Here is a 20,812-nt window from a genome sequence, read left to right on the forward strand (position 1 = left end):
CCCAATCAGCGGTTATGCCGATCCATAAAACTCAAGGCCTGATACAGCGCCTGCATGCGTGGCAATTCACAACCCGCCGCGTTGGCCGCGGCCAAGGGGCGCGCGTAGATCGCCGCCAGTTCCAGCGGGCGCTTGTGCACGTAATCGTGATACATGCTGGGCAAGTAGTCATCCATGCTCTCGGTCATGGTGAACATCTGCCCGGCGTAACTGGCGGGAATCTCATGCCCGCAGGCGTGGGCGCCCTGCACCACTTCGGCCATCAGCGCCTGGATCAGTTCGCGGCTGGACTCATCCGCCATCATCGCCGTGGTGCCCGTGCCGAACACTACCGAGAGACCGTTGTAAGGCACGTTCCACACCAGTTTATGCCAGCGCGCCTGGTGCACATTGGCCATGGCCTGGGAATCGATACCGGCCTGGTGAAACAGCGCGGCGCCTTCTTCGACGATGGCTTGCCGACCGTTGTCATCGTTGGCCGCGGGGCCACTGTGGTAACCCAGGTTGACCCGGCCCAGCGCCTGATGCTCGACGATCCCGGGACCGGAACGGTGCACGCCGATGTAGCACAGGCCACCCAGCAGGTGCAGCGACGGCGGCAGGTGTTCACGCAGGCTGTCCTCTACGTCGAGGCCATTTTGCAACAGGATTATCCTGGCGTCCGGGGCGGCAACTTGAGCGATGGTCGGGGCCAGTTCGACATTCCCGGTCGATTTGGTGCCCACCAGCAGCCAGTCGCACGGCGGCATGTCGGCGGCGCGGGCATAAGCCTGTACCGGGTGAAGGTGCACGGTTCCGTGGATCGTGCTGTTGAGTTGCAGGCCGCGCTCGCTGACCGCCGCGTACTCGCTGCGCAGCAGGAAATGCACATCGAAGCCGGCGCGCGCGAGCATCACACCGTAGTAGCCACCAATGGCCCCGGTGCCGATGATCCCGATCCGTGGCGACTGTTTTGTTACTTCGGTCATGGCAACTCCTCTGGTATTCGTTTGAGCGCCTGCTGCACACCTTGAGTCAGGTCGCTGGCGGTCAGACGCGTCAGTGACGCTAATATTCCATGGAATTTCCCGTTACACACCACAAACAACGCTGGCAGGTGAAAGATCTCGTAGCGCTCCACTGCCCCGCCATTGTGACCCGCATCTACCCAGCACACCCGGTCCACCGGCAAGTCCCACCCCGGCAGTTGCTGGTGCAGGAAGCGGCAACGCGAGCAGCCGTCACCGGTAAACACCACCAGCGACGTGCCGGGAAGCCCCAGTAATTGCTGGTCGATATCCAGGTCGGTAAGTTGCAGTTCTTTCACTATACTGCTGCCACCGCCGTCAACTGGACGGTGCTCGGAGTCCGTGTGCATGGGTCGTTTCTTTCCTCACCCTGATGATGTCGCTGTCGAAATAACCCAACGCCCCATTTCCGGCATTTCCCGCCAACGGCTGCACACTATCGGCCTGGGCGGCGTCGCATGCAATTGCCCGCGCGCCTGGCGCCAGGGCGCGGCCATCGAGTTGCACATCCCCTCACTGGGCCAGACGGCCCGCTATCCGGGCTATGTGGCATGGTGCCGCAAGGCCGAAAACGGCTACCGCGTCGACATTGCCTTTACCGATGAGCAGGCCTTGTTCGGTGCGCGGATGGGTGAGCAAGTGTGCCAGATCGAACGGTACTGCCGCCTCCACGAAGGCGCCGAGCCCACACCCGGACAGAGCGAAGCGCTGGCCCGGGAATGGGTCACGCGCCATGCCGGCGAGTTCTCCCATGAGGCTTTTGTGCTGCCAGCGCTGGATTAAAGCGGACGTTGCCCATTGTCTCGCAGCCTTGTAACGCGCTAAGGTTCCGCTCCCCGCTGCACTTAAATCATGCTGTGCTCCGCCGCACGGGGATCGCTGGCGGCCGGCACCCGTGACCCTGACGAGTAACACGATGGCTGATTTACCGATCAACGACCTTAACGTCGAATCCAACGAGACCCTGATCACGCCCGATCAGCTCAAGCGCGAAATCCCCCTGAGCGACGCTGCCCTGCAGACCGTCACCAAGGGCCGCGAAGTCATCCGTGAGATTCTCGACGGCACCGACCACCGCCTGTTCGTGGTCATCGGGCCGTGCTCGATCCATGACCTCAAGGCTGCCCACGAATACGCCGAGCGCCTGAAGGTGCTGGCGGCGGAAGTGTCCGACACCTTGTACCTGGTGATGCGTGTCTATTTCGAGAAGCCGCGTACCACCGTCGGCTGGAAAGGCTTGATCAACGACCCGTACCTGGACGACTCGTTCAAGATCCAGGACGGCCTGCACATCGGTCGTCAATTGCTGCTGGACCTGGCGGAAATGGGCCTGCCGACGGCAACCGAAGCCCTGGACCCGATTTCCCCGCAGTACCTGCAAGACCTGATCAGCTGGTCGGCAATTGGTGCACGCACCACCGAATCCCAGACTCACCGCGAAATGGCTTCCGGCCTGTCCTCGGCCGTGGGTTTCAAGAACGGTACCGATGGCGGCCTGACCGTGGCGATCAACGCCCTGCAGTCGGTCTCCAGCCCGCACCGCTTCCTGGGCATCAACCAGGAAGGTGGCGTGTCCATCGTCACCACCAAGGGCAACGCCTACGGTCACGTGGTACTGCGTGGCGGCAATGGCAAGCCCAACTATGATTCGGTCAGCGTGGCCCTGTGCGAACAGGCGCTGAACAAGGCGAAGATCAAGCCGAACATCATGGTCGATTGCAGCCACGCCAACTCCAACAAGGACCCGGCCCTGCAACCGCTGGTGATGGAGAACGTGGCCAACCAGATTCTGGAAGGCAACCAGTCGATCATCGGCCTGATGGTCGAAAGCCACCTGAACTGGGGCTGCCAGGCGATTCCAAAGGACCTGGCCGACCTGCAATACGGCGTGTCGATCACCGATGCGTGCATCGACTGGTCTGCCACCGAGACCACCTTGCGCAGCATGCACGCCAAGCTCAAGGACGTGTTGCCCAAGCGCCAGCGCGGCTGAGCACAGACTGCGGACACAAAAACGCCGGGCTAAACCCGGCGTTTTTTTTGATCGTTCCCCCCGCCCTGCGTGGGAATGCATCCTGGGATGCTCTGCGTACCGCCCTACTCAATGCTCAAAGCTTCGCGGCATGGCGCTGGTGGCGCTCCATGTAGCGCTCAACGTAGGAGCAGGACGGGATCACCGTATAACCTGCCTCTTCGGCGAACTTCAACGCTTCCTCGGTCAGCGCGGCAGCAATGCCACGGCCGCGCAATGCGTTGGGCACGAAGGTGCGATAGATATCCAGGGTCTGCTTCCCGAGATCCATATAGGTCAGATAGGCACGATGACCGTCCACATTGGTCTCGAACTGATGACCAGCCTGGTCATGGTGGATGGACAACGCCTCGCTCATCACTACTCCTCGCGGGTCTTGGTTTCTGACCCCTACCTTACCGATGTTTTTCCGGCGAAGGAACATCTACGCCACCCGGTGCCGGTTTCGACAACGAGAAAAGCGGCCAGTGCCTTGCACTAGCGCTCACAACCAGCACAGGGAAATAGTAGGCGCCAATCGCACAATTGCTCAAGACGCGCTCGTCTTCCGTTGCGCTGGCGGACATAGAAAGGGCCAATCGAGATTCCTTACGTCGATGGCCTGAACATTGCCGGCAGTTGAAGCTTGAGACGAACACGCGCTCTTAAAGTCACCTCAACATGCACAAAAGATACCGAATGGCGAAAAGACAATCTGAACAATAGTGTCAGGGACGATATATAAAACGACTTATGTTTACATGGCTTAACACATGCCAGCCGGCCCTTTCAGGCTGGATCCAATCCTCGGCCGAGTGCAAAAATCTGCATATTTTTTATACAGACTCTCGAAAGATTAGCCAAAATAGATTGGGCGCGAGAATTTTTTTTGCTTCTTGCGCTACGTCAGTTTACTTACTACAAGTAATGGGTAGTATGTACGCCGGCTATTAGCTCACTCTGAGAAAGTAGCCATTTAATAGAAAGTCCTTGAAGGGGAACACGATGAACAACGTTCTGAAATTCTCTGCTCTGGCTCTGGCCGCAGTTCTGGCTACCGGTTGCAGCAGCGTCTCCAAAGAAACCGAAGCTCGTCTGACTGCAACTGAAGACGCAGCAGCACGCTCCCAGGCTCGTGCAGACGAAGCCTACCGTAAAGCTGATGAAGCTCTGGCTGCTGCTCAAAAAGCACAACAGACTGCTGACGAAGCTAACGAGCGCGCTCTGCGCATGCTTGAAAAAGCAAGCCGCAAGTAATAATCCTCCGGGGTTGTTATCAAGCCGATCCATTCTTGGATCGGCTTTTTTTTGCCTGTGATTTGGCTGGATTCCAGACAATAAAAAACCCGTCACCGCGCGAGGCGATAACGGGTTATGGATCGTGCAGGCTTACTGCTGCAGATCGACCGGCGTACTCGACACCATCGGCGCCCCGCCCGGCACACCGATTTCCGTCGGGATACCGTCTTCGGCCGCAACCACGTCACGCACCTGGTCCCAGTTGACCCGCAGGTTGCTGGAAAGGTCTTCACGCTTGAGCAAGGCGTTGATGACGGCGGTGTGCTTGTCGACGACCGATGGGGTGCCATCGTCGTTCAGCGGCGTATGGGCCTCCAGGTAGACCTTGCCCCCGGCCGCGCCGAACTTGTAGGCGTCGTTGATAATCCGCACCGACGTGCCCACCGGCACCATGTCGGCCATTTCCAGCACGTTGTTGTTGAACATGCGGAAGCAACCGTGGCTGGTACGGGTACCGATGCCGAACTTCATGTTGGAACCGTGGATCAGGTAGCCCGGCGTGCCGAGGGTGAACTTGAACGGCCCCAGCGGGTTGTCCGGGCCGGCCGGCACGACGTTGGGCAACGGGTCGCCATTGGCGGCGTGTTCTGCCTTGATCGAGGCTGGCGGGGTCCAGGTCGGGTTCGGGATCTTGCCCGTGATGGTGGTGTGGGCCACTGGCGAGCCCCAGCCTTCACGGCCAATCCCCAACGGGAACGTGTACACCACGTTCTGGCCCTTGGGGTAGTAGTAGAGCCGGTACTCCGCCAGGTTGATCACGATGCCTTCACGCGGGCCGGGCGGCAGGATGAAGCGCGTCGGCAACACGATCTCGGTACCCGCTCCCGGCAGCCAGGCATCCACGCCCGGGTTGGCCGCGACCATCTCCGAATAACCCAGGTCGTAGGTGGTGCCGAGGTCCGCGAAGGTATCTTCGTACTTGGCCTTGATCACCTGGACCTGGCCAACGATATCTTCACCCGGTGGCGGCAAAGGCAACTGCAAGGCTGCAGCAGGACCGGCCGCGCAGAGCGCAGCGAGAGACAGGCAGCAGGTGACGGCGGAAAGGCGCGACAACATCCGGGAATTCCTTCGCAGATCGACGGGTAGTAGAAAATGGATTGTACACGGCTGCCCGGCGGGCACCCATATTCAAAGCTCGAAGCGCAGCTCTGGCCAGATCGGCGGTGTGCCGCGTTTTTGCGACTCGAGGATCGCCCGGCACAGGGGGCACAAACGCTGGTCCTGGAAGATCGAGCGATCCACCGATGACCAGCGCGGCTGGGCAGGCAACAACGTGCCGCAGAGGGTGCGGTCGATGGACCCGCCCAACTCCAATTGACGCGTCACCAGATGCACCCGGACTTCCTGGCAGGCGAACAGATCCAGCTGTTCGTCAGGCTCGATCAGTTGGTAGGCAAACAGTGACCAGGCAGGACGCGACATCGGGGGCTCCAAATCGGGGGGGCGCCACCTTAGCCGAAAGACCGCTGCTAGAAAAGCGTCATAGCAGTGGTTTTAGCGTTGGCCAGACATTTTCCAGCAACTTGCCCTGCGCGCCAACCGCCGGGTGCAATTGGTCAGCCTGCATCAGGTCCGGATGACCACCGACGCCTTCAAGGAAAAACGGCACCAGCGGGACGCTTTTTTCCTTGGCCAGGGCCGGGTAGACATTAGCAAACGCGGTGGTGTATTTCGGCCCGTAATTAGGCGGCAACTGCATGCCCAGCAGCAGCACCTTGGCACCACTGTCCTTGGACTGTTCAATCATCGATGCAAGATTTTGTTTCAATTGCTCGGGGGGCTGCCCACGCAGGCCGTCATTGCCGCCCAGCTCGATGATCACCAGGTCCGGCTTATGCTCTGCAAGCGCCGCCGGCAGCCGTGCCAGGCCCCCGGCACTGGTGTCGCCGCTGATAGAGGCGTTGACCACTTTATCGTCGAAACCTTCGCTCTTGAGCCGTTGTCCCAACAACGCTACCCACCCTTTGCTGGTATCCAGCCCGAAACCGGCACTGATACTATCGCCAACGATCAGGACTGTACCCGCCGCTGCGTTCTGGGCCATGCACATCAAGGCCAGGCCAGCACTCAAAAAACACATTCGCATTGGATTCTCCATGGGCGCAAGCATTCTCACCGCGCGAAACCTTAGCAAAGTGGTTCCCAGCGCGGAAGGTGAACTGACTATCCTGCACGAACTGAGCCTGGAACTGAACAAGGGCGATAGCCTGGCTATCGTCGGCGCCTCCGGTTCCGGCAAATCCACCCTCCTCGGCCTGCTGGCCGGCCTCGACCTGCCCAGCAGTGGCGAAGTCACCCTCGCCGGCCAGGCCCTGAGTACCCTCGACGAAGACCAGCGTGCACGCATCCGCGCCGAGCACGTGGGATTTGTGTTCCAGTCCTTCCAGTTGCTCGACAGCCTCAACGCGCTGGAAAACGTGATGCTGCCCCTGGAGCTGGACGGTCGCAAGGACGCCCGCGAGCGCGCCAAACACCTGCTGGAGCGTGTCGGCCTGGGCCAGCGTCTCACCCACTCGCCGCGCCAACTCTCGGGGGGTGAGCAGCAACGGGTAGCGATTGCCCGGGCGTTTGCTGCCGAACCAGACGTGCTGTTTGCCGATGAACCCACCGGCAACCTCGACAGCCATACCGGCGAGCGCATCAGCGACCTGCTGTTCGAACTCAACAAAGAGAGCGGCACGACCCTGGTGCTGGTGACCCATGACGAGCGCCTGGCCCACCGTTGCCGTCGCCTGATCCGTCTTGAAGCCGGCCTGATGGTCGCGCCCCTGGAGCCTTGATGGCACGCTTGCCCTTGTTGCGCCTGTTCAGCCTTGCCCTTCGCCAGTTGCTGCGCGATGCCCGCGCCGGCGAACTGCGTGTGCTGTTCTTCGCCCTGCTGGTGGCCGTGGCCGCCAGCACCGCCATCGGTTACTTCGGTGCCCGCCTGAACGGCGCGATGATGTTGCGCGCCACCGAGTTCCTGGCGGCCGACCTGGTGCTGGAAGGCAGTTCACCCGCCCGCACCGAGCAAATCCAGAGTGGCACCGAGCTGGGCCTGCAGCACGCCAGGGTGGTGGAATTCTCCAGCGTGATTGCCACTGACGCTGGCATCCAGCTGTCCAGCATCAAGGCGGTCAACGAGGCGTATCCGTTGCGCGGCGAGCTGAAGAGCGCCGCCGAACCCTTCGCCGAAGAAACTGCCGGAGGTGGCCCCAAACCCGGTGAAGCCTGGGTGGAAGCACGGCTGTTGACGGCACTGAACCTGAAAATCGGCGACAGCATCGACGTCGGCATGAAGACCCTGCGCCTTTCCCGCGTGCTGACCTATGAGCCGGATCGCGCCGGCAACTTCTATAGCCTGACGCCCAGGGTGATGATCAACCTGGCCGACCTTGACGCCACCGGCGTGGTGCAGCCCGGCAGTCGCGTGAGTTATCGCGACCTGTGGCGCGCGCCACAAGGCGGCACCGTGCTGCAAACCTATCGCGACCTGGTCAAGCCCGGCCTGGCTGCCAACCAGCGGCTGCAGGATGCGCGCGACGGCAACCAGCAGATCGGCGGCGCGCTGGGCAAGGCCGAACGTTACTTGAACATGGCCAGCCTGGTGGCGGTGCTGCTCTCCGGCGTGGCCGTGGCGCTCTCGGCCAATCGCTTCGCCAGCCGACGCTTTGATGCCAGCGCCTTGCTGCGCTGCCTCGGGTTGTCGCGACGCGAAACCATGCTGCTGTTCAGCCTGCAATTGGCCGTGCTGGGGTTGCTGGCCAGCCTGACCGGCGCGCTGCTCGGCTGGCTGGCGCAATTGGGCCTGTTTGCGCTGTTGCATGACCTGCTGCCGGCGGACGTTCCCCCCGGCGGGCTGCTGCCGGCCGTTGCCGGGATTGGCACCGGGCTGGTAGCCCTCGCCGGTTTCGCCCTGCCGCCGCTGGCCGCCCTGGGGCGGGTGCCGCCACTGCGGGTATTGCGCCGCGACTTGCTGCCAATCCCTTCCAGCACCTGGATGGTCTATGGTGCGGCGCTCTTCGCCCTGGGCCTGATCATGTGGCGCTTGAGCCTCGACCTGGTGCTGACCTTCGCCCTGCTGGGCGGCGGCGTGATTGCCGCGCTGGTTCTCGGCGGCCTGCTGCTCCTGTTGCTGCAAAGCCTGCGACGCCTGCTGGCCCGGGCCTCCCTGCCCTGGCGCCTGGGGCTGGGCCAGTTGCTGCGTCATCCCCTGGCGGCCGCGGGGCAGTCACTGGCGTTCGGGCTGATCCTGTTATCCATGGGCTTGATCGCGTTGTTGCGCGGCGAATTGCTGGACACCTGGCAGAACCAGTTGCCCAAGGACGCCCCCAACTATTTCGCCCTGAACATCCTGCCCGCCGACAAAGACACCTTCGGCGCACGCCTGCTGGAATTACAGGCGCAATCGGCTCCGCTGTATCCGGTGGTACCGGGACGACTGATCAGCATCAATGGCTCGCCAGTGCAGGAGATTGTCAGCAAGGACTCCAGCGGCGATCGTGCAGTACAGCGAGACTTGAGCCTGACCTGGGCCGCCGACCTGCCACCGGGCAACAAGCTGACGGCGGGCTCCTGGTGGACGGCGCAACCGACCGACGAGATTCCAGGCGTCTCGGTGGAGGCCAAGGTCGCCGACAGCCTGAAACTCAAGCTCAACGATCACCTGGTGTTTACCGTCGGCGGGGAAAACCGCGAAGCGCGGGTCACCAGCCTGCGGGAAATCAACTGGGACAACTTCCAGCCCAACTTCTTCATGATCTTCCAGCCCGGCACCCTGAAGGACCTGCCGGCCACCTACCTGACCAGCTTCTACCTCGCACCCGGCCATGACCAACAGATCGTCGACCTGTCCCGGGCTTTCCCGGCGGTGACCATCCTGCAGGTGGAGGCACTGCTGGAACAACTGCGCAGCATCCTGGCCCAGGTCACCCTGGCGGTGGAGTACGTGCTGTTGTTTGTCCTGGCAGCGGGGATGGCCGTGTTGTTCTCCGGGCTCCAGGCAACCCTCGATGAGCGGATTCGCCAGGGCGCCCTGCTGCGGGCGCTGGGGGCTGAGCGCAAGTTGCTGGTCAAGGCCCGGCGTATCGAGTTCGGGTTGTTGGGCGCAGTCAGCGGGCTGTTGGCAGCGCTGGGCACTGAACTGGTGACACTGGTGCTGTACCGCTACGCGTTCGACCTGACCTGGCACCCGCATCCGTGGCTTTTGCTGCTGCCGGTGATCGGCGCCGTGCTGATCGGCGGTGCCGGCGTGTTCGGCACCCGCCGCGCACTGAATGCCAGCCCGTTGACGGTGCTGCGCGAGGGCTGAAAACGCAAATGGCCCGCACGCGTTCATGCGTACGGGCCATCCGTTGTCACTTCACATATTCGATAGCGGTGATCCACCAGCACACTTCGCCACTCGGGGTCTGCACGAGCGCCTCGTCATCCACTTCCTTGCGCAACAGTGCCCGGGCCATGGGTGAGTCGATGGAGATGTAGTCCATACGCTCATAGATCTCGTCGTACCCCACGATGCGAAACCGCTTGGTCTCGCCCTGTTCGTTTTCAATCTCCACCCAGGCGCCGAAAAACACCTTCCCTTCCTGCTCGGGCATGTACTCGACCACGCGCATGTCTTCCAGGCGCTTGCGTAAATAACGCACCCGACGATCAATTTCCCGCAGCAGCTTCTTGTTGTACTGGTAGTCGGCGTTTTCGCTCCTGTCCCCCAGGGAGGCCGCCCACGTCACTTTGCGGGTGGTATCAGGGCGCTTTTCTCGCCACAGGTAATCAAGCTCCTTTTTCAGGGCCTCATGACCTTCTTTGGTAATCAGCTTGGTGCTCAAAAGCTCTACATCCCCTGGAAGTTTGCATTTTTCAGACCCGCTGCCGCATCAGGCACAACGCATTTAACGCCCGATGTCGGCTGTGGGGGTCGATGATAAATGAACTCGGGAAAGTAGCCAGACCCACCGGCGGATTCCGGCAACGACGCGTATCAGTCAGCCTCCGTCTGGGTCGGGCCGCATTCAGGCTGGCCGCGCCCGTTCTCGCCAAGCCATGCAAGTGACTCATCCAGGGATTGAAGCGTAACCCTCAGGTTGTCCCGCAGGACAGGCAACTGGAACAGCGCAGCCGTCAGCTGTTGCTCCTTGAGGCGCACCGCAAGGTCACGGTCATGCAACTGGGCTTCCTGGCTCTCCAGGTAGCGCGCACGCTCGTCCATTCGACGCTGCTCTGTCTGGTTCAGCGCCGAGCTGCCAGCCAGATGCTCTTCCCGGAGGGCCAGCGTGCGGGCCAACTGTTCCAGGGACGTTTCCTTTTCGGCAATCCTGTCGGCACTCCGCTGACTCTCCTGCTCAAGGTCAGCCCTTTCCTGGCGCAGTTCGAGACGCAACTGATCAAGCGCTTCTTCCTGCTTGAGCACGCTGAGCTTTTGCTGCGTCAGCTCCTGTGACAATCGGGAAAGATTGGCCAGCGTATCGTCCACTTCAAACAACGAGGCTGACTCATTCCGGGCAGGCATGGGCGGCGGCGCCTGGGGGACCGGTTCAGGTTGTTGGACTATGGGCGCCGGCACTGGCGCAGCGACAGCAGGCGCCTCGATCGGTGCCTGTAGTGGCGCCTCAACGAGCGGCTCGGATATCTCGAGCTCAGCCTCGGGCGCCTGCGCCACCGGCTCGGGCAATGACCGCGCAGGCTCTGAAGGATCGGGGGACCTGGGAGCAGACACCATTCTTGAGGAGAAACGAATCGACGGCACGATCAACGTATTGCTTTCAATGGCGGGCAAACCGGGCGCCGACGTTCCCAGGGTAATCACCTTCATCACCAGGGATTTCTTGATCGTCAACGAGTGATGATCTTCAGGCCTGGCCGGGGGCAATTTGCAGCCTTTCAAATCAACAAAATGAAAGGGAATCTGAGTTTCGCCGCCGCTTGCAGATTTTGCCCAGGGAGCAGCCGCGAGCGTCAGGATTTGCTTGAAGACATGGGTCGCTATTTGCAGGTCTTCCTTGGAGTCTATCGCCCCCAGAAAGTAACGTTGGGACTTTTTGCGCAACGCTGCGATGTACACCCGTGAACTACCGGGCTCTGTTTCTTCATCCAGACTGTAGGCAAGAAAGTTTGAAGAGATCTGCGCCACCGCAAAACCACAAAGCAGTGCACCATTGACCGGCGCATCATGCCCGGACTGTTCAAGAACAAGGGTACGTAGAAGCAGCATGACATCAGGCTCCATTTCAAATTGGCATAAACTTTAAATAAACACCAAATAAACAACGACTGTAATTAAATCATCAAAAGCAAAACAATTGTTTCAGCGAGTCATAGTCTGGCATGTAGGACTTATCTTATTCAGCCCCCTCAGCATTTCCAAGAGCGTTTATTGAACGTACCATTTTTTAACAGTGCGACGTCGGAAAAGCTTCAACATAAAAGATTTCAAGCATTGAATTTCGAACATTCACAACCTGCTGTTCACCCAGGTTAATCCAGCCTTGCCATATCCATTCAGTAGAAAAGCATAATGATCGAGATAACGAGCCTGACAAAAACCATGGGCGGAAAAAACATTATTCATGACTTCTCATTCAACGCCCAACCCCAGGAATGCCTCGGGCTGTTTGGAAATGATGGTGCGGGAAAAACAACTATTATCAAAATGATCTCAGGCTCGACTACACCCTCTTCAGGCCATATAAAAATATTCGGTAACGATATCGCCCTGAACGCATTCCAGGCAAAGAAAGTCACCGGCTACCAGCCAGAGCGACTCTTGAGCCATGGTGCAATGAGTGTAAAGGCCTTTCTCGGTTTCATTGCCGAAATACGCGGATTCCGCGGCGCGGAAAAACGCAAGATGATTGACCGGGCAGTTGCACGGCTTGAGTTGTGGCGGATACTCAAAAGCCCGGTGGAAACCCTCACGGACGGGTTGAAACGCAAGGTAGCCATCGCCCAGGCAATCCTGCATGACCCCAGCCTGCTGTTGCTCGATGAGCCAACAGAAGGTCTGAATGCCGACCAGAAACACAAAGTCAGAATGCTCATCAAGTCGCTCAGCGACGAGATGACGGTCATTGTCGCGTCCCGTGCGCCGGAAGAACTGACCGGTATTTGTACCCGCGCACTGGTGATAGCCGACGGCCGATTGATGGCAGACACTTCGGTGCCCGAACTGCAGCGCAGCTCCCGTCATCACCAGGCGGTCACCCTTGCAGCCGACACACCACTGGACCTGTTGGCCCTGGCGGTATTGCCCGGGGTCGCCGGCATCGAGGAAGACCGCGAGACTCCCGGCACAGTGACCGTACTCGCCCTGCCGGGGCAAATCATCTACCCCCACATCAATGCACTGGTCACCCAGCGCCGCTGGAAGCTCAATGCCCTGAGCCTGGAAGCCGGGCGCCTGGATGACGTTGTGCACCATATGAGCCAGGAGGCATCGATTTGAAACTTCTCCCGGTCATATTCAAGCGTCAACTGGTCAGTTATCTTTCGGCACCCCTCACTTACCTGAGCACTGCGGTTTTCCTGACCGCCGCTGCTGTATTTGGCTTCCATGCAACCCGGTTACTGGAAGTCGGCAGTGCCGACTTGCAGGGCTTCTTCCAGTTGCACCCCTGGCTCTACTTACTGTTGACACCTGTTCTATGCACTCGGCTTTGGGCCGACGAGCCCACCACCGGTTCCATGGAGTTGCTGAAAACCCTGCCCGTCACACGTTTCGAGATAGTGGTCGGAAAGTTTCTGGCGGCCTGGATTGTTTCTGGCGTGGCCCTGCTGTTGACCTTCCCGATAGTTATCACCGTCAACTATTTTGGCAATCCGGACAATACAGTCATTGCGTCACAATACCTGGGAAGTTGGGTATTGGCCGGATGTTATCTATCCGTGGGCTGTTTTATCTGCGCACTGACACACCATCGCGCGATTATATTCACCGTAACCCTGTGCTTGCTGCTGACCGCCAGTGGCCTGTCATCCATTCTTGATGCAATTGAACATCAAGTTCCGGTATGGCTGATTGACCGCCTTCTTTCCCTGAGCCCGTCTGCGCGTTTTGCCGCCATTGACCAAGGGGTACTGGCTCTTCAAGACAGTTTGTACTTCATCAGTATGATCATCGCCTTTCTTGGCGCGACGGTCATTGTCCTGAATGTAAGAAACGGTTGAGAAGGACACATCACGATGAAAACGCGACTAAGTGCCAGCCTCACAATTATCACGCTGCTGTTACTGTTTCTCGCTTTTAACCTGGTCTGGGCACTGAAACTTCCAAATCCACGGCTGGATTTTTCGGAACAGAACATCCATACACTTTCCGATCCTGTACAGGCTATGCTCGGTTCACTGGAAACACCGGTGGATCTGTACTTCTTCAATTCAAGCAACCGTGCACACAAAGCCAACGCCGTTGAAAGCTACGCTAAACGGGTAGAGCTGCTGCTCAAGGAATATGAAAAAGCGGCAAAGGGCAAAATCAACCTGCACCTCATCGACCCCACCCCTTTTTCTGAAGATGAATACAAAGCCAGGTTACTGGGTCTTGACGAACAACACGGATTCTTCGGCCTGGTGGGTACCAGCGCGGGCCATGCGCCCCATAGCATCCCGTCATTCAGCCCGGACCGGGAGTCACTGCTGGAGTATGAAATCAGCCATTTGATTCATAAGGTGATCCACCCCGAGCAACCCGTCATGGGCGTGATCTCCCGGCTGCCAATAAACGGTGAGCGAGATGAACGCAACGGCGTTAATACGCCTCCCTGGCAGGTGTTGCAGGAGATCCGTCGCCAGTTCAACGTGGTGAGCCTGGAGCCGGGTATCGCGCAAATTCCTGAACACGTCAAAACCCTGATGGTGATTCATCCCGGCAACCTGCCTGACCAAACCCTCTACGCAATAGACCAGTTTGTATTGGGCGCAGGCAAGTTGATGATGTTTATCGACCCGCTTGTCGGGCTGGACACCAGCGTCACGGCCCCGGAAAACCCCAGGCTGGAGGCATTGCTGTCCGCCTGGGGCATCCAGATGCCCGCGAACAAGGTGATTGCCGATCGCGACTATGCCACTTCGGTGATCCTGACCACAGGCCAGCCGCCTGTGCGCCATCCCGCGGCACTGACCTTGCCCCGCCAGGCGATGGCACAGGATGACATCAGCGCCTGGAAACTTCACAACGTCAACGTCTTGAGCAGCGGCGCCCTGGCCCCTGCCAAGAGAAGCCGCATGACCTTCACCCCGTTGCTGCAAAGCTCCGCGCACGCCGCGCTGTTTGAGGCAGAGCGCTTCGCCCTGACAGCGCAGCTCAATTCACTGATCAATGAAACAGCCACTCGCGCTCAACAACAAGTGATCGCCGCCCGCGTCGAAGGGCCCGCCTATTCCGCCTTTCCTGACGGCATCAGTGGGCGTAACACCGGCTTGCAAAAGGCTGCGAACATCCATGTGGTCGTGGTCGCCGACACTGACCTGCTCAGCGATCGTGTGTCTGGAATGCTCCAGAAGCATCGCGCGGCGGGTAGCCCGTTGTCAGATAACGCGATGTTTGTATTGAACACCCTGGACAACCTGGCCGCGCCCGATGCACTGATGAACATTCGCCCCCGTGCAGGCGGTGCTCGATCACTGCAGGTGCTGCAGGCAATGCGCGAAGACGCGGCACTGGCCTACGGTGAGAAGTCCGCCGAACTGGCGCAACGCCTGGAACAAACGGAAAAGGAATGGCAACTGCTCAACCCCCCGACAATTTCCCCGGGCCCTCAGGCTGCAACCTCCAACACACTGCTGCAAGCGCTCAACAAGGAGCGGTTGCGAATCCCCATGGAAATTCACGCGCTGAAGGTCCAGTCATACGCCGAGGTTCACGCCCTGGAACGCAAAGTGAAGCTGCTCAATATCGTGCCTGTACCGCTGATACTGTGCCTGATTGCGGGGGGTATTTTCCTGTTGCGTCGCCGTCGCCGGCATCTGCCTTCAGCAGCGTTCTACTGAGGGCTCAACGCCGGGCGATCAGCCCTTGCCGGGCAATGCGGGTCAGTTGGCGTATCACTTCGTCCGCGTCGCTGGCACTGGGCGCCTGAATGACGGCCAGGTCGAAGCTGTTGGACGCAAAGCGCGCAAGGGAGTCGCCGTCTTCGACAAACTGGATCAGAAAGGCCGAAGGTCGCCCCGTGCGGCGCGGCCAGCCATCCAGATAGCGCAGCAACGTCGGCTGATGCTTGCCGCCCAAGAGGATTTTAGGATTGCGTTGGGTCAGGTCCGCGGTGATCGGGGCCAGGCGTATGAGGGGGCGTAGTGCATTCATTGTGTCGTGTCTCTGCCTCAAAAGTCTGCGGGCAGGTGAGAGGCAACACCGAACCAGCGCTTTAGCGGAATTTCGAAGCTGGCCCATGGCTCTGGCTTCTGTCGGGACTGTGATCAGTCACCGGTGGCGCCCCGCAATTAGCTGTTTAAATCGGCGCATGGGCAACATCCTAGAGAAGCCTGTAGGGCGGTGTCAAGAATCCCGAGCAACGAAAAGGCCCGCACTGGGCGGGCCTTTTAAGGGGGGTTCGCGGTATCAGTGAGTGATGGCGCGGTCTGCGGACAATTTGCCCGCACCTTCCAACAACACGGCCAGCGTACCGCCCAGCAGCGCCAGGGCGAACTCGTAGCCGTTGTTGGCCATGAACAAACCGTTATGGATATGCACCGAGAAAATCGCCACCAGGGAAATGATCGACAGGCCGAGTGCCGCCGGCCGTGCCAGCAAACCAATGATCAGCGCCAGCCCGGCGAAGAACTCGGTACCACCGGACAACACCGCCATCAGGGTACCCGGGGCCAGGCCGATACTTTCCATCCACTGGGCAGTGCCCGCCAGGCCGCCGCCGCCAAACCAGCCAAAGAGTTTTTGCGAACCGTGGGCGGCGAAGATGATCCCGACAAAAATCCGCAGGACAGTCAGGCCGTAGCCGGCGCGGGTGGAGAGGATGCGGGTGATCAATGGGCTCATGCTGATAATCCTTTTCAAGGTAGGGGTTGGGTTGGCCGCTATATTAATCAGTTTAAACAATGATAAAAGCCGATAAAGCGGCTCATAATTATCGAATTAATAGATTATTTACGTGAGGCAACCCGTGGCGCTGCCGGCTCCAACGACTCCCGCTCACGATCAAACGCCAGGTAATACTTGTTCACGCTATTAACATAGCTGACGCCGCTCATTCCCACCTGCTCCATGGCAATGCGCTCGACCTGGAAAAACCATTGGTTTGGGTTAAGCCCCCGCCGCCGCGCCTCGGCACGCATTCCCTGGACCCGCTCGGGCCCCATGTTGTAGGCCGCCAGCACAAACGCCATGCGCTCGCGCTCGTTGAGCTTGGGGCTTGAGAAGAACTTGCGCCGGATCATCGCCAGGTACCGCGCGCCCGCCTGCACATTGTTGTCCAGGCTTTCGATGTTGTTCACCCCGACCCGCTGCGCCGCCGATGGCGTGATCTGCATCAGCCCGGTGGGGCCGCCGCTGCTGCGAGCGCCAGGGTCCAGGGCAGACTCCTTGAACGCCAGCGCGGCCAGGTTCAGCCAGTCCATGCCCTGCTCGCGGGCATGCTTTTGCAGCACCGGGCGCAGTTTTTCCAGGCGCTGGCGGTCGACGCGAGCCAGTGGATAACGTACCTGGTAGAGGCGGCGGTAGATGCGCTGGAACGCCACATCCTGATCGGACGGCGTGCGGTAGGTCTTGAGGAAGCGATCAATACTGGCCCGCAGCATCGAGGCATCCTGGCGCACAAACCAATACTCTTCGCCCGGCTCGCTGATGGTCACTTGCCGGTCGAAACGCAGCTTGGGCAGGATCTTCGCCCAGCGTTCGGCAATCGGCCGCTCGACAATGGTCAGGTGGAAAATCCCGGCCTGTACCATCTCCAGCACGTCCTCTACCGCGAGGCTCGGATCCACCCACTCCACCTTCACCGGCGGCAATTTGTGCAGCGCCAGCTTCTGGTTGACCTGGCTGATCGCATCCGACGCGGCACTGCCCGTGGTCAAGGCCAGCGTGCGCCCGGACAGTTGCTCCAGCCGGGTAAACCGCCGCTCGCCCTTCAGCCCCACCAGCCATAACGGCACGTCGCTGGCGATCGGGTCGCTGGTGGCAATCTTGTGGGCGGCCTTCACATCCAGCAATTCGCCGGGTGCCACCAGGTCGCCCTCGCCACGGGCCAATGCGCCAATCAGCTGATCCTTGGCCTTGGGAATAATCTTGAGGTTGATTTCCTCGCCGTCACGGGCGTGACCGTTGAGGTATTGCTCGAAAGCGCGCAGGCGATGGTATTCAACACCGATGGCCTGGCCCTGGACTTCGCCGGAACTGTTGCGGCTCTGGTTGACCAATACCCGCAAGGTGCGGCTGCTGCGGATTTCCGCAAGGTCGCGGACCTTGCCGGGCCGGGTCACTTCCAGCGGCCCGTCCAGACGCGCAACCGCCGCCATGGGCAACAGTAACGTCAGGCACAACACAAGCAACGCCGAGGGTCGGATCATCCGCTCTCCGGAAGAAAGAATACTGCCCATTGCTTCGCGAAAAACGAGGCGTTGGGGGACAGAAACAGAGCGCCATGAGCGCAGGCTTTGGGCGCAAGGGTGGCACGGCAGATGGCGACAAACCAAACACGGTGTTACTTGCGACTTTCAAAGACAGCTTTAACTCGTTGTAGTTCTTGGCTTTTCTTATAAATCTACAGCTCTGATATGCTTTCCGACCGCAGGCGGAGGTAGCACCATGCAACTCATTGATATCGGCGTCAACCTGACCAACCCAAGTTTCGACGAAAAGCACCAGGCCGTTCTCGACCGTGCCTACGCCGCCGGGGTGAGCCAATTGGTGCTCACCGGTACCAGTGTCGACGGCAGCGAACAGGCCCTGGAGCTGTGCCAGCAACTGGACGAAAGTGGCCAACGCCTGTTCGCCACCGCCGGCATTCACCCCCACTCTGCCAGTGACTGGAACGCCGAAAGCGCCAGGCGCCTGCGCGGCCTGCTCAAGGAAAGTCGCGTGCGTGCGGTGGGTGAATGCGGGCTGGATTTCAACCGGGATTTCTCACCGCGCCCCCAGCAGGAAAAAGTCCTCGAAGAACACCTGGCCCTGGCCGTGGAATTGAAGCTCCCGGTATTCCTCCACGAACGTGACGCCAACCAGCGCCTGCTGGAAATCCTGCGGGACTACCGCGATCACCTGTCGGCCGCCGTGGTGCACTGCTTCACCGGCGAGCAGCGGGCGCTGTTCAGCTACCTCGACCTGGACCTGCATATCGGTATCACCGGCTGGATCTGCGACGAGCGCCGTGGGACGCACCTGCATCCACTGGTCAGGGAAATTCCCCGGGGCCGTCTGATGCTGGAAAGCGACGCGCCCTACCTGCTGCCTCGCACCCTGCGGCCCAAGCCGAAAAACGGTCGCAACGAACCCGCCTATTTGCCGGAAGTCCTACGGGAGGTCGCGTTGCACCGCGAAGAAACCGTGGAAGACCTGGCGCAACACAGCACCGCCTGTGCCCGCGCCTTTTTTGGATTGCCTGTGCCGGATTGACGCGGCGCATTGACCCATATCAAAACCCGGCATCCCGATAGAGGCACAATAATGGCACCTTGCCAATGCTGTTTCCGCTATCAGAGAAAACCTTCATGGGTGCCTGGCTTAGCAACATCTCGCTGAAGTATAAATTCTGGGCCGTGAACGCGGTCGCCTTCATCACCACCCTGCTGCTGGTGTTGTACGCCGTGCAGCTCGAACAACAGGCCCGCAGCCAGGCCTCACAGGCGTCGGCGCAAGCCCAGGGGCGCTTGCTCGGTGCCTGGCCCGCCGGCCAGCCACTGCCCAAGGGCGAGCACTGGCTGACGTTTGCCAGGGGCAAAGTCCCACAACTGGGCGACGAAGATCTGTCAGCCCTGGCCAACGCCAGTGGCTGGGTGGATTTCAATCACATGCCACTGCTCGGCGAAAACCCGCTGATGGGCGCCGAAGTAATCAGCCGTGCCGACGGTCAACAGGTCGCCGTGCTGGCCTACGGGCCCAGCTTGAGCCAAGTGTTCGAAGAACGCTTCGCCAACTACGCCGTAGCGGTGATGATTCTGATGCTGGCCATGCTCGGCGCCTCACAGCTGCTGATCCGCTTTCTCCTCAGCCAGCTCAACACCTTGAAAGACGTGATGCTGCACGTCGAGAAAACCGGCGACCTCTCGGCCCGCGTCCCCCTGGCCTGCAAGGATGAAGTCGGGCAGATGGCCAGCGCCTTCAACGCGATGCAGGCGGGTTATCAACGGGTGGTCAACACGGTTGCGCGCACCGCGAGGCAACTGGACGACGGCGCCGCACGCCTGGCCAGCAGCATGAACGAGGTGCAGCACGGCATGCTCGGCCAGCAAAGCGAAACCGACCAGGCCGCCACGGCGATCAACGAGATGACCGCCACCGTCTACCACATCGCCCAGCACGCCGGCGCCACCCGCGACCTGTCCCAGACGGCCGACACTCTCGCCGGCAGCGGCCAGGAAGTGGTCAGCCGGGTACAGCGCTCGATTGCCGGGCTGTCCACCGGCGTGCAGCAGACCGCCGAAATGATCCAGAAGCTGGCCGAGGACAGCCAGAAAATCAATGGCGTGGTCGGGGTGATTCACAGCATCGCCGAACAGACCAACCTGCTGGCCCTCAACGCCGCCATCGAAGCCGCCCGCGCCGGCGAAATGGGCCGGGGTTTTGCCGTGGTCGCCGACGAAGTGCGCAACCTGGCCAAGCGGGTGCAAAGTTCCACCGATGAAATCACCCGCATGGTGTCCGCCCTGCAAGCCGGCACCCGGGACGCGGTGGACTTCATGCAGGAAAGCTCGTTCAAGGCCGACGACTGTGTGCAACAGGCTCAAGAAGCCGGGATTGCCCTCGCCGAGATCACCGGCGCGGTGGCGCAGATGCGCGAGAGCAACACGCAGATTGCCGTGGCTGCCGAGCAGCAAAGCCATGTGGCCGAGGAAATGAACCGAGCGGTGGTGAGCATTCGGGACGTCACCGAAAACACCGTGCAGCAGACAGTAGACTCGGCGACCACCAGCAATGAGCTGGCGACCCTGGCCGGGGAACTGAGCAAAGCCATCGGCCAGTTGCGGCTCTAAACCCTAAAGGGGTGGCTATGGCCCCCATAGCCATCCTTGATTCGCGGCCCCACCCTGCCCGACCTAAACTCTGCTCAAGATGTTTCAACGGACAGAGGAATCACGATCATGGGCAAACGTCATCCAAATATCCCCGCCTGGCAATGGCGCACCCACCCGCAAAATCACCAGCACGGGACCAATCAAGTGTTGCAGCTGCTAGCGCTGCCACTCCTGGTCATCGGTTTTCTGTTGATGGCATCGGGCGTGTTCAGCGAGAACCTGGCGAGTGCCGCCATCGGTATCGTCGGCATTCTGGCAGCCCTTGCATTGCAGCATCACGGTCGCCGCCTGGAGGCACGCGGCAGCGACGCCTCCAGCGATCAACACTTGCTGG

21 protein-coding genes and 1 pseudogene are annotated in these 20,812 nt (G+C 60.3%); 11 read left to right on the top strand and 11 right to left on the bottom strand.

Annotated features, from left to right (window positions below; genetic code table 11):
• Nucleotides 1–5: 5 nt before the first annotated feature.
• Nucleotides 6–968, bottom strand: coding sequence for a putative 2-dehydropantoate 2-reductase (locus HX817_RS07590; RefSeq protein WP_102368441.1), 963 nt, complete (start codon nt 966–968; stop codon nt 6–8).
• Nucleotides 965–1,357 carry a thioredoxin gene (locus HX817_RS07595; protein WP_102605075.1) on the bottom strand — a complete coding sequence of 131 codons (393 nt, stop codon included), beginning with the start codon at nt 1,355–1,357 and terminating at the stop codon, nt 965–967. Before HX817_RS07595 ends, HX817_RS07590 begins: the two co-directional genes overlap by 4 nt.
• Between HX817_RS07595 and HX817_RS07600 the strand changes: the two genes are divergently transcribed.
• Entirely contained in the window at nt 1,356–1,790 is a 435-nt protein-coding gene (locus HX817_RS07600; RefSeq protein WP_177040064.1) for a PilZ domain-containing protein, read from the top strand. The genes HX817_RS07595 and HX817_RS07600 overlap by 2 nt on opposite strands.
• A gap of 133 nt (nt 1,791–1,923) precedes the next feature.
• Complete coding sequence (locus HX817_RS07605; protein ID WP_003218719.1) at nt 1,924–3,000, top strand: 3-deoxy-7-phosphoheptulonate synthase; 1,077 nt, start codon at nt 1,924–1,926, stop codon at nt 2,998–3,000.
• A gap of 115 nt (nt 3,001–3,115) precedes the next feature.
• Here HX817_RS07605 and HX817_RS07610 read toward each other — a convergent pair whose 3' ends face one another.
• Nucleotides 3,116–3,397, bottom strand: coding sequence for a GNAT family N-acetyltransferase (locus tag HX817_RS07610; RefSeq protein WP_003189869.1), 282 nt, complete (start codon nt 3,395–3,397; stop codon nt 3,116–3,118).
• Nucleotides 3,398–4,023: 626 nt separating this feature from the next.
• On the opposite strand from HX817_RS07610, the gene oprI reads away from it, so the two are divergent.
• The gene (oprI, locus tag HX817_RS07615; RefSeq protein WP_003172710.1) at nt 4,024–4,275 is read left to right on the top strand and encodes an outer membrane lipoprotei OprI; all 252 of its coding nucleotides are present in this window, start codon (nt 4,024–4,026) and stop codon (nt 4,273–4,275) included.
• Between the two features lie 132 nt (nt 4,276–4,407).
• Here the strand turns inward: oprI and HX817_RS07620 are convergent, their stop codons facing one another.
• From HX817_RS07620 to HX817_RS07630, 3 genes are all read right to left on the bottom strand, one after another.
• On the bottom strand, nt 4,408–5,376 hold the full coding sequence (locus HX817_RS07620) for a L,D-transpeptidase family protein (RefSeq protein ID WP_017477366.1): 969 nt from the start codon (nt 5,374–5,376) through the stop codon (nt 4,408–4,410).
• A gap of 72 nt (nt 5,377–5,448) precedes the next feature.
• Nucleotides 5,449–5,742, bottom strand: a complete 294-nt coding sequence (locus HX817_RS07625) for a hypothetical protein (RefSeq protein WP_003218723.1) — start codon at nt 5,740–5,742, stop codon at nt 5,449–5,451.
• 58 nt (nt 5,743–5,800) lie between these two features.
• On the bottom strand, nt 5,801–6,406 hold the full coding sequence (locus tag HX817_RS07630) for an arylesterase (RefSeq protein ID WP_177040065.1): 606 nt from the start codon (nt 6,404–6,406) through the stop codon (nt 5,801–5,803).
• Nucleotides 6,407–6,416: 10 nt separating this feature from the next.
• Between HX817_RS07630 and HX817_RS07635 the strand changes: the two genes are divergently transcribed.
• Both HX817_RS07635 and HX817_RS07640 read left to right on the top strand, forming a co-directional pair.
• Nucleotides 6,417–7,100, top strand: a complete 684-nt coding sequence (locus tag HX817_RS07635) for an ABC transporter ATP-binding protein (RefSeq protein WP_003218726.1) — start codon at nt 6,417–6,419, stop codon at nt 7,098–7,100.
• Nucleotides 7,100–9,610, top strand: coding sequence for an ABC transporter permease (locus HX817_RS07640; RefSeq protein ID WP_003218728.1), 2,511 nt, complete (start codon nt 7,100–7,102; stop codon nt 9,608–9,610). The genes HX817_RS07635 and HX817_RS07640 overlap by 1 nt, the downstream gene beginning before the upstream one ends.
• 46 nt (nt 9,611–9,656) lie before the next feature.
• Here HX817_RS07640 and greB read toward each other — a convergent pair whose 3' ends face one another.
• Both greB and HX817_RS07650 read right to left on the bottom strand, forming a co-directional pair.
• Entirely contained in the window at nt 9,657–10,130 is a 474-nt protein-coding gene (greB, locus tag HX817_RS07645) for a transcription elongation factor GreB (protein ID WP_008437752.1), read from the bottom strand.
• A 152-nt stretch (nt 10,131–10,282) separates the two neighbouring features.
• Entirely contained in the window at nt 10,283–11,512 is a 1,230-nt protein-coding gene (locus HX817_RS07650) for a hypothetical protein (RefSeq protein WP_177040066.1), read from the bottom strand.
• Nucleotides 11,513–11,815: 303 nt separating this feature from the next.
• Here HX817_RS07650 and HX817_RS07655 point away from each other — a divergent pair, with 303 nt between their 5' ends.
• From HX817_RS07655 to HX817_RS07665, 3 genes are read left to right on the top strand one after another with little or no spacing between them, the layout of a single operon-like run.
• Entirely contained in the window at nt 11,816–12,742 is a 927-nt protein-coding gene (locus HX817_RS07655) for an ABC transporter ATP-binding protein (RefSeq protein WP_177040067.1), read from the top strand.
• Nucleotides 12,739–13,464, top strand: coding sequence for an ABC transporter permease (locus tag HX817_RS07660; protein WP_008437749.1), 726 nt, complete (start codon nt 12,739–12,741; stop codon nt 13,462–13,464). Before HX817_RS07655 ends, HX817_RS07660 begins: the two co-directional genes overlap by 4 nt.
• A gap of 15 nt (nt 13,465–13,479) precedes the next feature.
• Entirely contained in the window at nt 13,480–15,285 is a 1,806-nt protein-coding gene (locus tag HX817_RS07665) for a Gldg family protein (RefSeq protein ID WP_177040068.1), read from the top strand.
• A gap of 4 nt (nt 15,286–15,289) precedes the next feature.
• On the opposite strand, the gene HX817_RS07670 is transcribed toward HX817_RS07665, so the two are convergent.
• The 3 genes from HX817_RS07670 to HX817_RS07680 form a co-directional block, all read right to left on the bottom strand.
• Nucleotides 15,290–15,598, bottom strand: coding sequence for a hypothetical protein (locus HX817_RS07670; RefSeq protein ID WP_010211889.1), 309 nt, complete (start codon nt 15,596–15,598; stop codon nt 15,290–15,292).
• A gap of 255 nt (nt 15,599–15,853) precedes the next feature.
• The gene (locus HX817_RS07675) at nt 15,854–16,288 is read right to left on the bottom strand and encodes a DoxX family protein (protein WP_003218737.1); all 435 of its coding nucleotides are present in this window, start codon (nt 16,286–16,288) and stop codon (nt 15,854–15,856) included.
• Between the two features lie 104 nt (nt 16,289–16,392).
• Nucleotides 16,393–17,814: a transglycosylase SLT domain-containing protein gene (locus tag HX817_RS07680; protein ID WP_102368437.1), complete on the bottom strand. Its 1,422-nt coding sequence runs from the start codon at nt 17,812–17,814 to the stop codon at nt 16,393–16,395.
• A gap of 238 nt (nt 17,815–18,052) precedes the next feature.
• Between HX817_RS07680 and HX817_RS07685 the strand changes: the two genes are divergently transcribed.
• From HX817_RS07685 to HX817_RS07695, 3 genes and pseudogenes are all read left to right on the top strand, one after another.
• Nucleotides 18,053–18,859 (top strand): TatD family hydrolase, encoded by an 807-nt coding sequence (locus tag HX817_RS07685; protein WP_003218739.1) that lies wholly within the window; start codon nt 18,053–18,055, stop codon nt 18,857–18,859.
• Nucleotides 18,860–18,954: 95 nt separating this feature from the next.
• Entirely contained in the window at nt 18,955–20,436 is a 1,482-nt protein-coding gene (locus HX817_RS07690; protein WP_102605081.1) for a methyl-accepting chemotaxis protein, read from the top strand.
• Between the two features lie 108 nt (nt 20,437–20,544).
• Nucleotides 20,545–20,802, top strand: a pseudogene (locus HX817_RS07695) (terminase); the annotation flags it as partial.
• Nucleotides 20,803–20,812 lie beyond the last annotated feature (10 nt).

Source organism: Pseudomonas sp. C6002 (assembly GCF_013385805.1).
Classification (GTDB): domain Bacteria; phylum Pseudomonadota; class Gammaproteobacteria; order Pseudomonadales; family Pseudomonadaceae; genus Aquipseudomonas.